Raw genomic sequence first — 12,861 nt, 5'->3', positions numbered from 1 at the left:
TTATTCAGAAATACCAAATAAGATTCTTAGATACTGTTTTATACACCACAGATGCTGATAAAAGTTTCTTATGAAAAATGATAGATTTTAGGCTTAAGCCAGCCTTACAGGCTGTTTTTAAGCCTAAATACTAGCTTGATGCTATTGCGAAACTAATCTCAATCTTAATCATCAATCCCTATCATTTTAATAAGATACAAAGCATTTCTAGTTGTTGAAATTCCTGGCTTTAGTCTATAGTCAAAACATATTTTATTATTCTTATAATACTCTTCAAAATGATAGTTTTTAATTCTTTTATTACTTTCTTTTTCAAGTACTTCTAATTCTAAGTCATGTGTTGATACTAATCCTATTGCTTTATTATTCAATAACTTATTTATTAGAATCTTTGCACCTTCGTGTCTATCATAAGAGTTTGTTCCTTTAAATACCTCATCTAATAAGAAAAATATTTTCTTTTCTTTAGAAGCATCTACAACTTCCTTAATCCTAAGAAGTTCAGCATAGAAGGATGATATATTTTTTTCAAGATTATCTCTTACTCTCATACATGTATAAATACTAAATATACTACAACAAAAGTCTTTAGCACATACAGGTGCGCCTGCATAGGCTAGAACCATATTAATTCCTACTGTTCTTAAATATGTACTCTTACCCGACATATTCGAACCAGTTATTAATAACACCTTCGTTGAATCATCTATTTCTACATCGTTACATACACGTTTATCAGTAAGTAGAGGATGTCCAATACCCTTTGCCACAATATAGTTTGGTTTATCTATTATTTTAGGAATTGTCCAGTCAGGGTTATCGTATCTTATATTAGCTAGACTTGATAGTGCCTCAAACTCTCCTATAGTTTCCATCCAAGTCTTTATCAGAATACCTGATTTTTTCTTCCATCGTTCTAATGCAATCATACATTGATAATCCCATAAAGTAATAATATTAATTACTATAAAAGCTAAATTACTCCTATTAGAAATGCTATCTGTAATCTTTTCTAATTTTTTTATCTGCTGATGTGCTGTACGTTTGTCAGCATCGATAAGTTTATCTTTTAGTTCTAAAAGGTATTTTGATTTAAAATGTTTCCTTTCTATCTGATCCAACATCTTACTGTATACTTTTATACTATCTTTATGCTTATAAACTAAATTTAAATTTTTTGATCTTTCTTTATTCTTAAACATAAGAATAAGTGTTTGTAAGACCACTGCTAAACTAGGAATTTGATATGGTATTATATCTAATAAGTAAAGTATAATAAACCCTATGCTAATTGCTGGAAGTAATCTAACTCCAATTATTAGCCAAAGTTTTGTATATGTTTCATATTTTGCTTCAGCAAACCTATACAAATCATCATTATTATTAGATTTATCAGATGTTACCAAACCCTCTACCATAAATCTTTGACGCCACCATAATTTAACACTTAGTTCATTAATGGATTCCTGCCTTTTGTTAATTTGATCCTTGCTCCTACATGGCTGAACAAGGTATTTTCTTAACGCCTGTCTTCCCATATATGTTGTAGTAGTATTAATGTATTGAAATAAAGAGCCTTGTCCAAAAACATCAAGATCACTTGAAAAACTGTGACTATCATCTTGAAACTCTAAGCCAGTATCTTTGAAGTTATTCCAATTTCCATTTAAACGTTTTAATGCATCTTCATTAATTTTATATAATGCACTAGTATATTTATTTTTATGTTTTACCTTATTATGCTTCTCAACCAAATATATGAATAATGCTACGTACACAAGTAATATATAGTTAATAATATGATATCTTTTTGTAATATACAAAAGCACTATATTTACTATTCCAACTAAAGCAATAATTAATCTTATACTACTAAGCTTATTAATTGTTCTACTTTCTTTCTTCAGCAAATTGTGATAGAAGTTTTTCTTTTTCTTATAAGTTTTTAATGGATTTTTCATTTTGATCCTCCGTTTTTTATAAATACTCTAAATTCGTCCCCAGTGAGTATCTTGGCTTCCACTCTAATTCTGATTTTTCTGCATATACACTTTCTCATTTTCCAAATATGCAAATCCAAACTGTTTGTATAATTCCTGAGCATCTCTAGTATGTAAGCTCCACTTTTTCAAAGTACAAAGTTGAGGATGATTTAAAATGCTTTTCACCAACCATTTTCCTAGGCCTTGTCCTCTAAAATTACTATCAATTATTAAATCGCACAAGTATGCATATGTAGCAAAATCTGTTATCACCCTTGCAAAACCAATTTGTTCGTCTCCATAAAACAAAGAATAACATAATGAGTTTTTAATAGATTGAATAATAACACTTTTTTCTCTTTCACTCGCCCAATAACTACTTTTTAATAAATTAAATACCGCCAATATATCAAGTTTTTCTTTATCTGTCGTAATAATAAAATTCCCTTTTTTATAAATCTCATTCTTTCTCATACGTTTATCCCTTCTTTCTGTGGTTTAGTTATACAAATATTTTTTAATCTCCATAATTAACTTAGCTTTGTGTTTATTTGCTTTATTACAAGTTTATTATATACTCGACGAAAGAACAGTACAACCATTATAATGTATATAGTCTGCTCTTTGTCTTATTTCGTTTCCGTTGGCATCATATATATATTCTACTGACTTTTTAAGGATTTCTTCTCCTTCTTTATTATGTATTTTTTCTACTAATTTTAACAACTTGTCTGTTGCCTGTTTGTCGTAGCTGTAGCTTATTACTTAAAAACTGTCCATTTTACTTGTTTATATTTTATTTCTATTTAATTACTATTTTTTATATAAGTATAAATTAATTCAAATTTGTCCAAACAGATGAACCGTCCCCTTGTTTGCTACTTCCAAGAAGATTTGAATAATATAAAGTAGTAATATAGTATAATAGTTAAGGAGATGGTGCAACGTGTATAAAGAGTTTGATGGTTATTTAGATAGCTTCGCTAAAATGCCTGGAATAAATGATTCTTGGTTTGATGATGGATGTGTGATTGCTACAGAGATGTTACAAGAGTTTACAGCCGATGATTGGCGAAAGCTAACAAATAGCATACTTTCCAAATCTGTTATGTGGCAGACGTTATATGCGTATTGCGTTGATAGTGATATCAATGATGAAGCTATAATTAAAAGTTTAGTTATACTCTGTGGAATTGATGATGACGAGTTGTTTGTTACATGCATAGATTCGTTAAGATGTATTATTAATCAGAATAACATCAGAATAATAGCGAATGATAGATTTCTTGCACAAAAATTAGAAAAGTTACTGCCGAAATGCGGAATAGTTACAAAGAAAATTATTGAAGAGTTTATAGATAAGCTAAACAACTATAGTGGTATACTTGATGAATAGTCGAAACTATATAGTGTCGTATGATTCCAATGATAAAAATCTTAACTATAATCAAGTGGCAACTTAGACATATACTAAAGAACGCCCTATTGAGTTAACCGTTGATTAAGAAGGAAAAATAAAAGACGGTAAGTATGTAGTATACTAATACAGGAAAAACTTTTCATTTGGATTTAAGTGTAAGTATCGATGCCCAAGAAGGATTGAAAATATATAGTAGTACAACTATATTTTTCTATACTTATACTATATGAATTTTGTTGTAAAATAATTTTGGAGGTTACAAATACAAATGAATTATATTAATGAGGTAGTAAAAAGGCTTGAAAAAAATGAAATAAACATGGAAAAATGTACAGAAGATGATTTGGCAATATTAAATTCAATATTAAAAAAGGGTGAATTACCTAAGGCATATATTCAATTCATGAAAGTAATGGGAAATGGAACGAAAGGAAAATTTATGCGCGGAGACTCTTGTTTTATGAATGAGATTAAAGATTTACGCCAAGGAGCGATTGAACTACTAGAAGAAAATAACTCTAAAAATACAATAACAGATAATGATTTTATATTCTGGATGAGTCAAGGATGTATGTTTTGTTTCTTTAAGATAAACGAAGGGGATAACCCCCCCGTATATTTTTATAATGAGAATAGAAAAGATGATAAATTCACTAAGATTACAAATTCATTTACAGATTTTTTGATTGCTAGATTAGAAATGAAAAAAGATTTATTTAAAGAGGTTTATTAAAACTTTTTAACTTTGAGTACAGTATTTTATTAATAATAAATTAATAAAGTAGAACACAGGGTATAGAAATTTGTTTCTGGAAAATATAATGTCTATATAGTAAACTAATTTTACATAAGAAACAATAAAATAAATATAACCAATTTAGATTAGATTTAGTTGGCATTTATGCCTAAATCCGCCTACTTTAATAAGTGTGTTGTTTAATTACTTTTTTTATATAAGTATAAATTAATCCATATTTGCCTAAACAGTTATAGTATTAGAATCATTCGGCATTGGGTAGCCTCGCCAGAAAGAAAAAGCGATGGAGTTAAAATTATATCCTCCATCGCTATAAAATACTTAATCTTCTTTTAAGTTACTTCTTTGAAAAGTATTCATTTACTATCATATCTAATTCTTTACACTGACATTCTATGTTCTCATAGTACTTAACAAAAAGCTCGTCTGTTTTTTCCCCACCAATTTTTGATAAATACTCAAAGCATTCAATTAAAATAGGTTTTATTTTAACTCTTGAGTAAGCTTTAAATAATGTGAACTCTTTTTTCACTATTTCTAATACATCTTTTAAATAGTCATTATTTTGACTGTCACCAAGTCCTCTAAGAATTAATGAAACTTCATATTCATTTCTCTGTAAAATTTCTTTTATTTCATCAGTTGATGCTTCCTCCATGATTATTTTCATATATGAACTTTCAAATAACTCTAATGCTTTTTTATCATCATTATAGAAATCGTCCCAGAACTGAACGTATGCAAGTTCTTTAGGTAATATCGAGTAATCATTAGCTGACCCAGCGTTGTATACCCAATAAGTGCTTAATTTTCCTGATACTACGTCAAAATCCTTAGCAGAGTATGGTATTACTTGATTCATGTCATTCATTATTCGATATTTTATATAATTACCTGACATTGAATCAGAGTTACTAAATTCTATTGCAATGACATAGTAAATTTTATTTTCTGATAAATTTGGTTCGTTCTTATCAGTATTAGTATATTTGACTTTCATAGATTCTCTCCTTTATTTAATTGGATTGAAGTTCAAATCCACTGGTATTACATTGTGTGGAGGTTTGTTTGATTTTAATTTAGCATCTTATCTTTCTATTAACGTGCTTATATCATCTGTTATTCCTTTGCTATGTGTGTTTCCTTTGGTACTTTGTACCATTGTCATGTCATGTAGATGTATATAGTTTGCTTTTTGCCTTATTTCATTTCCGTTGGCATCATATATATTCTACAGACTTTTCAAGGATTTTCTTCTCCTTCTTTATTATACATTTTTTCTACTAATTTTAACAGTTTAAGTAATATCGTAGCTGTAGGTAGATAAGATTATATTTATACAAAAATACGTCAGACTCAAAAATCAATCTGACGTATTTTTATTATTGATGTAGCTTGTATCCTAACTTAGTTATTATCAGCACTCATGCCACACAAATCAGAACCGTTCACAGCGGGTGTCGCTCTCTATCTTCTCCCATATAAATATAATCATAGTAGCAACTAAGTAGCATAAAATATCTCTTATGTCAAATGTACTTCCAATAATAGTAGCAATTACTTTATTATCTTGTAGACACAACATGTTTACAAGATTAAAATATTGACAAACTTCAATTGTTGAAGCAAATAATAATAGATATATAGGTAAAAACTTTGTTGGTTTTTGTATTATTCCTCTTATCAAAGTGTACATTAAAATAATTACCAAAACATCTCCAATGTATGGTCGAATAATAGAATCGTTTACAAAAAGTGCAATAATAGTTTCCGTTATCAATAGAATAAAAAAAACAAATATATACTTCATGTTTATTTTCATAAGTTTATCTCCCTTTACTAAATTTAAGGCATGTAAATAATTTTGATGATTAAAGAATCACTATATATCTTAAACTAAAACCTTATCTGATCACTCATACATAAGCAGATTTCATTTCTTTCTTCTTCTATTGTAAATAATAGATTTCCAAATATGTCGTAATCATATTGGTTCCTTACTTCTCCTGCTTCTGATACTGTTTGTACTACGTCTCCATGTCCGTTGTAGAAATAGTAGCTTAATCCTATACTGCTCTTCCTTGATATATAGTTTATTCCTCTAACATAGCTTACTGTCTCTGTTCCTGTTTCTAGTATTACGTGCTGTCTGTCGTAATAGTAGTTTGTTGTTTTTGTTACATATCCGTCTTTTGAGCTTTAAGTAGAGAACCAAAATCTCTGATTTTGTGTGAATCACTTACTCCTAGGAACGAAGTGAGTAGTGAGTTTCATTTTTCATATTTTACTAATCTGTTAAAGCCATCATAGTATTTTTCTTCTCTTTCTATTAATGTACTTATTTCCTCTGTTATTCCTTTTCCGTGTGTGTTTCCTTTGGTGCTTTGTATCATTGTCATGTCATGTGGATGTATATAGTCTGCTTTTTGTCTTATTTCATTTCCGTTTGCATCATATATATATTCTACTGACTTTTTAAGGATTTCTTCTCCTTCTTTATTATACATTTTTTCTACTAATTTTAACAGCTTGAGTAATATGCGTAGCTGTAGGGTAGATAAAATTATATTCATCAAAAATACGTCAGATTCACAAATCAATCTGACGTATTTTAATTTATGGTGTTTTACTTAATCTATAATGTTACTTCATCTTCATCTGTCACCAGTGGAATTTCCTTGAACAATCTCATAAGTAGTTACTTTTTTAACGGTATCGAAACTACCAGGTTTTGAAAATTCTATAACATCAAAAAGAAGCTCATTTTTTTCTAATCTTAGGTTAGATATAAACAAATTATCTCCTTTAAGTTTTTGACAATCAATTGTTTCTTCAATAGTGTATACACCATCATTAATGCTACATATATAAATATAATTATCTATATGCACAAAATTATCTATATAAGCAAATATATTTGTATCAACCCAACAAAAAGATGGTGAATAAGGTATTCTATTTTCATCATTACTTATAACTTCTGTATTATTTTTTATATCTATAATACGTATAAGTTCACCAGAATCTCCAACACTTATATATCTATTATCTTTTGATACAGATAATAAATTATATGTTGTTGGTGGTCCATCATCATCATCATCTACTTCATCTATCTGCTGTCTATTTAATTTATCTATATCTTCATTTATATAATCACTCAATTTATTCAGTTTTTGATTATATTTCATGACTTTTAAACCATCTTTATCAAATATTATATTATTATTTTGGTCCCATATAATATTGCATATAAAGTTAGTATTAATTTTTGAATCTTCATATGCTTTCTTATATGATTTATCTTTTATATTAGATACATAAATAGAATAGACAATATCTTTAGTATTATTTACTTTATTAGTTAGACATATAGCTATTTTTTCTTTTTCATTATCTAAACTGTAATTTATAACATAACTATTGTCTAAAATATCCTTCATTATATAATCTTCTATTTTTTTCGTTTCTATATTATATATATACATTCCATTCACTAGTACTTCGTAATTGTTAAGCCACATAACTGGTTTTTTTCTAATACTATCTATTTTACTAAAAACATTGTTTGTTACTCTATTTAGATATAAAGCATTGTCTACACTAGAATAATTTGCAAAATCACCTATCTGACGAATAAAGAAATTTTTATTATCTGGTGAATAGTACTTATTGTACATATATTCACTTTTCGATTTTTTAATATATACATTGTTACTATCTATTTTATTAAAATTAAAAACTTGAGTATCCTTAATTTTTACATCTTTATTCATTTCACTTTCTATATTTATAAATTTTTCACCCACAAAAAACACTAATGTAATTGCTACTAAAAGTAAAATTAAACTCTTTTTATACATTTTATCCTCCAATTATAATTTGTAAATCATTGTTGAAATTTTAATAGCTATATCAAGTTGCATTTTCAAACTATCTATAGATTGAAAATTATTTGAGAATATTAGCTTATTTCTTCTGTTATTCCTTTTCTATATGTGTTTCCTTTTGTGTTTTTTGCCATATTTCATTTCCGTTGGCATCATATATATATTCTACTGACTTTTAAGGATTTCTTCTCCTTCTTTATTATACATTTTTTATGCTAATTTTAACAGCTTGAGTACTATGTAGCTGTATGTAGTTAAGATTATATTTACAAAAATACGTCAGACTCACAAAATCAATCTGACGTATTTTATTATTGATGTAGCTTGTATCCTAATTTAATTATTATCGACACCAATGTCACTCAAATCAGAATTGTCCCCAGTGGACAGTCTATGATATTTTTAAATCTCCAGCAATTATTATCAATACATCTTTATTGTCCCATGAACTCTTAAAAGAAATTTGATACAATTTATCTGCCTCTTCTTTTGAACCTCCTGTTTCTATTATTTCATTTCTAATGTCATCTATTATAGAAGATTCTTTTATAATTATAACATCTTCAATTTCTGTTCCAATTGATTTACAATTAATTAGTTTCCAACAATTTTTAAATTCAAACACTATCTCTATATCATTCCATTGTATAAAATTAACTATTACATCATCTTCTCTGAATACTATTTCTTTTATATTTCCATCCGAAAAAGAATATTTATCTAACAAATTCATATTTTCACCTCATTTTATTCTATCTCTGGGAAATGTAGACCTGGTAAAAACCCCGTTCCTGAACCTTTAGTATAGTTAGGTGGGTATTATACTTTTCTTACATTATTCCTGTTATTCCAACTTTTAGATGCATCAATCTTCGTTTTTACATGCTAATGCTGCCCATGATGCCTTGGATTATAGACCTCTCCTTCCATTACGGGATGTGTCTCTGCTCTTATTCTAACATAATCACTAGTATAAATTTTAGAACTTACTGTACCATTACTTTTTACTTTAGTATTTCTAGGAACATCTGGTAAAAATTCATCTGGATTCTCAGGGAATATATTTCTACCTATATCATTATTTCCATTACTAGAATACCTAGTATACTCTAACGGTTCTGGATTATCATTGACAACTGGCTTAAAATTATTCTTTTCTAACTTTAGTTCGTCATCAAGCAGTTCAGCTTGCTTTAAAGTTGGGCCATAGCTTTTTCTACTTTCTTTTGCTGCATCATATGACTGTGTAACAACTGATGCGAATGATATAAGTGCATTACCACATCCTCCTTCTGCTAAATACATTAAGCCATTTGCACCATCTGCAACCATTCCTACTGGTCCTGGAAAAACTCCTATCCAATCAAGTACGAAGTGAGTATCTTCTCTATTGTCTTTTAAACAATAATTTACATGCTGTAACTTAAAATTATAAGTTTCTGATTTTGTTTTTCATTAAACAACTCTTTTGCTTTTTGTCTTATTTCATTTCCGTTTGCATCATATATATATTCTACTGACTTTATAAGGATTTCTTCTCCTTCTTTATTATACATTTTTTATGCTAGTTTTAACAGTTTAAGTAATACATGTAGCTGTAAGTAGTTAAGATTATATTTATACAAAAATACGTCAGACTCACAAATCAATCTGACGTATTTTTATTAATAATGTTGCTTTTATCCTAATTTGATTATTATTGACATCCACGTCACCCAAATCGGAACTGTCCCAAATAGGTGTTTTGGTAAATTTTTTATTTCAAAAGGTAACTTGCACTAATAGATATAGTTATAATATTATTTCTATATTACTACTATACTGTTGTTTTAGTAAATTAATACTGATATTCCTTTCTTTTTTTATATTTTCAAAATATTTTTCTTCATTAAGTTTACGTATTGTATATATAATATTTTCTTTATCTACCTTTTTAACTAAAATAAGATTTGGTTCAACCGCATAATAATTATAGTCTTTTTGCTCGCTATCGAAATCTTGTTTTAATCTTACAATGTCATATATATTAATATGAAAAATTTGATTATTAATTACTACATATACATCATTACGATATCCTTTATCTAAAGCTTCATTTTCTGCTAATTCAGAACTGTCTAAAAAAATTATTTTTAGTATGTTATTCATTTAAATCACCTCCTATATTAAAATGGCGAAACCTTGATTTGATTTAGTAATTTTTGGAACTGTTCTAAAGGCATATCATAAGCTGGAACAATTTCATAATGTTCAAGTCTTTGTCCTCTTTGAATAATTTTTAATCCTTCAGGTAAATTATCAATTTTATATGCTCCTCCAAATTTTGATACTGTATTTGGATTTGTATCTAAAGAAACACTATGTGTTGTTTTTACTAAACCTGTATTTTTATTTGTCTTCACTTCATTAGGCTTTACAGTAAAATTATTACCACCTCTATAAACAGGAACTTTCTTACCATTATATTCAACAGTTACATCATTACCCATCCCCTCAGGCTTTTAGTCACTATAAATGTGAAACAATTCATTTAATGAAAGATAAAATAAAAGATTTAAATGATGTAATTCAAATAACTGAGGAATATATGGAGTACTATATAAATTATAGACCTCAAAAAAACTTAGAGGGAGTGACCCCTTATATCTATAAACAAAAATGTATTATTTAAGAAAAATTTCAATAATTTTAACCGTACCCAAATCGTACACTAAAATGGGTTCACTCCAAACCGTCCCCAATAGATGTATTTTCAGTATACTTATTTTTTTATCTCCCTTTGAATAACCTAGCTCCAATTCTAATTCTGCTTCTAGCATTTCTTGTAATGCATCTTTAAACATATTTTTTTAATAGCTATGTAAATCTCCTGCTGTTTTTAAATTACCTTCCTTTATCATTTCTCTTAATACTTCTTTTGGCATTGCTTTCATTTAAAAAACGCTCCTTTCTGGTTTTATCTTATTTACATTCTTGTCAGAAAAGAGCATTTATTTTCACAAAAGAACAGATTAAATTATATTACCATACAAAATGTAAAAAATCCATTTTGTATTTCATTGAAAATTCATACCTTTTTAAGTAATTGTGAAATTTTTGCTTGTATATTGTAATTTTTTTGAACACTAGGTTAATGACATTGCCCTAGTGTTTGTTCCCTACTCAAGAAAATTTTCAAAATAAAATTTTAAAGCTTGTGCCTCCCAGTACAATGTAGGTTTAATTCGACTTTCAATTAAATACTTTAACCCCTCTTTTGATTTTATCTTACCTAATGCAACAAAAACATGGCATGCAATACTATCAAGTTCATCTTTTTGTATTTTTAATAATTCATTTTCTACTGTCTTTAAAATATCTTTATTAAATTTAGATATCCAATAAGCCGCTTCCATTCTAGCATCATTAGAGTAATCTCCTATAGCACATTGAACTAATAAATTTAAAACCTTTTCGTTTTTTACATTCCTTTCAAAAAACTCTTTAGCCTCAATATTAGAATGAATAGAATCAATCAATAAATTTCTAATATTATCTTTATTAACTATCATAACATTATCCTCCTTACTACATTCCTAATTATACATTTTTTCTACTAATTTTAACAGTTTAAGTAATATGCGTAGCTGTAGGTAGATAAGATTATATTTATACAAAAATACGTCAGACTCATAAATCAATCTGACGTATTTTTATTAATGATGCAGCTTATATCCTAATTTAATTATTATCAACACTCATGTCACTCAAGTCAGAACTGTCCCGAATGGGTGTTCTTATAAACTACTATACTCCCATTTAAGGTACAGATTTATTTCATTAGCTACTTTCTCCCACGAAGTATTCTCACAGTGTTGCAGTATTTTTTTTATTTCATTTTCAGCAACTTTGAGATTTTCTTCCATTGTAGATTCATTTACAATAAATGTAGCTCTACCATTTACTATTTTGTCTTCTTCTAGCCATTTCTTTAATCTTTTTGGAGTAACCATTCTAAAATGAAAGTAGTCAGTACCTTCGAACCCTTCTTCGCCAATATCAGCATCTGCAGCAATGACAAAATCATCAATACTCTCGGGCATACTTCCTTTTAGAACTATTCTTTTAAGTTCAGGTCTCATAAATTAGTACTTTCCTCCCTCTACTATATTTATTCTTTACTTAATTGTAACATGATAATTAGATGTAACATTGCCTTTCCCATCGTTAATTTCAAAATTAGCTTCATATACTAAACTGCCTGTTGCCTTGCTTTTTCCATACTTCACACCTGTTCTAACAGTTTTAGTGCCATCAGCACTCTCGTATAGCATTCCACCATCAATCTTTCTAATCTTAACACCTTTTCCACCACAAAATTTAACTGCAGCTTCATGTACTTCTACGGCTGATGCGGCTCTACCTGATAGACCGCCGATTTTTCCACTTAAGTTAGCACCATCAACAATTTCTTGGGCACCTTTACCCATCCCCTCAAGCATTCCTCCAAAACCAGAATTATTTGTAATCGTATAAACCGTATTTCCAAACGCATCGCTATATTGTGTATATGTTGCTATATCTAATCCAACTGTTACATCTGTTTCTAGTGCTATCGCTGGGGATGAAGGTACTGCTACTGCGTCAGAAGGTACTCCTGCAAATGCCGGTTGTAATCCTCCACTATTCATTATATTTCTTAAATTTCTTGCATTATTTAATGCATTACTACTTCTTAAATTTTCTAGAGCTTGATTTATTGTCATTTTACCATATTCAAATACTGCTGGTGCTGCCTCAGCAAGTAATAATGCTGTAAATGTTAGACCTACT

18 protein-coding genes are annotated in these 12,861 nt (G+C 28.3%); 2 read left to right on the top strand and 16 right to left on the bottom strand.

The features are described from left to right. Positions 1–164: 164 nt before the first annotated feature. The 3 genes from AYC61_RS02860 to AYC61_RS20955 form a co-directional block, all read right to left on the bottom strand. The gene (locus tag AYC61_RS02860) at positions 165–1,961 is read right to left on the bottom strand and encodes a MutS family DNA mismatch repair protein (RefSeq protein ID WP_066496661.1); all 1,797 of its coding nucleotides are present in this window, start codon (positions 1,959–1,961) and stop codon (positions 165–167) included. 63 nt (positions 1,962–2,024) lie between these two features. Next, entirely contained in the window at positions 2,025–2,456 is a 432-nt protein-coding gene (locus tag AYC61_RS02855) for a GNAT family N-acetyltransferase (RefSeq protein ID WP_066496658.1), read from the bottom strand. A gap of 96 nt (positions 2,457–2,552) precedes the next feature. Beyond that, positions 2,553–2,708 (bottom strand): hypothetical protein, encoded by a 156-nt coding sequence (locus AYC61_RS20955; protein WP_156456315.1) that lies wholly within the window; start codon positions 2,706–2,708, stop codon positions 2,553–2,555. A gap of 220 nt (positions 2,709–2,928) precedes the next feature. On the opposite strand from AYC61_RS20955, the gene AYC61_RS02850 reads away from it, so the two are divergent. Both AYC61_RS02850 and AYC61_RS02845 read left to right on the top strand, forming a co-directional pair. Next, positions 2,929–3,378: a hypothetical protein gene (locus AYC61_RS02850; RefSeq protein WP_202906789.1), complete on the top strand. Its 450-nt coding sequence runs from the start codon at positions 2,929–2,931 to the stop codon at positions 3,376–3,378. A 292-nt stretch (positions 3,379–3,670) separates the two neighbouring features. Then, positions 3,671–4,135 carry an SMI1/KNR4 family protein gene (locus tag AYC61_RS02845; protein WP_066496655.1) on the top strand — a complete coding sequence of 155 codons (465 nt, stop codon included), beginning with the start codon at positions 3,671–3,673 and terminating at the stop codon, positions 4,133–4,135. Between the two features lie 361 nt (positions 4,136–4,496). Here AYC61_RS02845 and AYC61_RS02840 read toward each other — a convergent pair whose 3' ends face one another. The 13 genes from AYC61_RS02840 to AYC61_RS21540 all read right to left on the bottom strand — a co-directional run. Then, complete coding sequence (locus tag AYC61_RS02840) at positions 4,497–5,159, bottom strand: hypothetical protein (protein ID WP_066496652.1); 663 nt, start codon at positions 5,157–5,159, stop codon at positions 4,497–4,499. 438 nt (positions 5,160–5,597) lie between these two features. After that, entirely contained in the window at positions 5,598–5,981 is a 384-nt protein-coding gene (locus tag AYC61_RS02835) for a ribosomal maturation YjgA family protein (RefSeq protein WP_066496649.1), read from the bottom strand. Positions 5,982–6,429: 448 nt separating this feature from the next. Continuing rightward, on the bottom strand, positions 6,430–6,666 hold the full coding sequence (locus AYC61_RS02830) for a hypothetical protein (protein WP_066496646.1): 237 nt from the start codon (positions 6,664–6,666) through the stop codon (positions 6,430–6,432). Positions 6,667–6,813: 147 nt separating this feature from the next. Beyond that, positions 6,814–8,022 carry a hypothetical protein gene (locus AYC61_RS02825; protein WP_066496643.1) on the bottom strand — a complete coding sequence of 403 codons (1,209 nt, stop codon included), beginning with the start codon at positions 8,020–8,022 and terminating at the stop codon, positions 6,814–6,816. A gap of 418 nt (positions 8,023–8,440) precedes the next feature. Beyond that, a complete protein-coding gene (locus AYC61_RS02820; RefSeq protein ID WP_066496641.1) occupies positions 8,441–8,782 on the bottom strand; it encodes a hypothetical protein in 342 nt (113 codons plus the stop codon). 152 nt (positions 8,783–8,934) lie between these two features. Then, positions 8,935–9,381 (bottom strand): hypothetical protein, encoded by a 447-nt coding sequence (locus tag AYC61_RS02815; RefSeq protein WP_066496639.1) that lies wholly within the window; start codon positions 9,379–9,381, stop codon positions 8,935–8,937. Positions 9,382–9,458: 77 nt separating this feature from the next. Further along, positions 9,459–9,605: a hypothetical protein gene (locus AYC61_RS20950; protein ID WP_156456314.1), complete on the bottom strand. Its 147-nt coding sequence runs from the start codon at positions 9,603–9,605 to the stop codon at positions 9,459–9,461. Positions 9,606–9,840: 235 nt separating this feature from the next. Then, the gene (locus AYC61_RS02810; protein ID WP_202906788.1) at positions 9,841–10,197 is read right to left on the bottom strand and encodes a hypothetical protein; all 357 of its coding nucleotides are present in this window, start codon (positions 10,195–10,197) and stop codon (positions 9,841–9,843) included. Positions 10,198–10,214: 17 nt separating this feature from the next. Then, the gene (locus AYC61_RS02805) at positions 10,215–10,538 is read right to left on the bottom strand and encodes a Tse2 family ADP-ribosyltransferase toxin (RefSeq protein WP_066496637.1); all 324 of its coding nucleotides are present in this window, start codon (positions 10,536–10,538) and stop codon (positions 10,215–10,217) included. A 174-nt stretch (positions 10,539–10,712) separates the two neighbouring features. Then, entirely contained in the window at positions 10,713–10,892 is a 180-nt protein-coding gene (locus AYC61_RS02800) for a hypothetical protein (RefSeq protein ID WP_066496634.1), read from the bottom strand. 315 nt (positions 10,893–11,207) lie between these two features. Further along, the gene (locus tag AYC61_RS02795) at positions 11,208–11,600 is read right to left on the bottom strand and encodes a hypothetical protein (protein WP_066496631.1); all 393 of its coding nucleotides are present in this window, start codon (positions 11,598–11,600) and stop codon (positions 11,208–11,210) included. Between the two features lie 225 nt (positions 11,601–11,825). Further along, a complete protein-coding gene (locus AYC61_RS02790) occupies positions 11,826–12,170 on the bottom strand; it encodes an Imm8 family immunity protein (protein WP_066496629.1) in 345 nt (114 codons plus the stop codon). Positions 12,171–12,206: 36 nt separating this feature from the next. Continuing rightward, a partial coding sequence (locus AYC61_RS21540; protein WP_202906787.1) for a hypothetical protein occupies positions 12,207–12,861 on the bottom strand: 655 nt, incomplete at its 5' end.

The organism is Abyssisolibacter fermentans, assembly GCF_001559865.1.
Classification (GTDB): domain Bacteria; phylum Bacillota; class Clostridia; order Tissierellales; family MCWD3; genus Abyssisolibacter; species Abyssisolibacter fermentans.
This window is presented reverse-complemented; position numbering and strand designations above follow the sequence as displayed.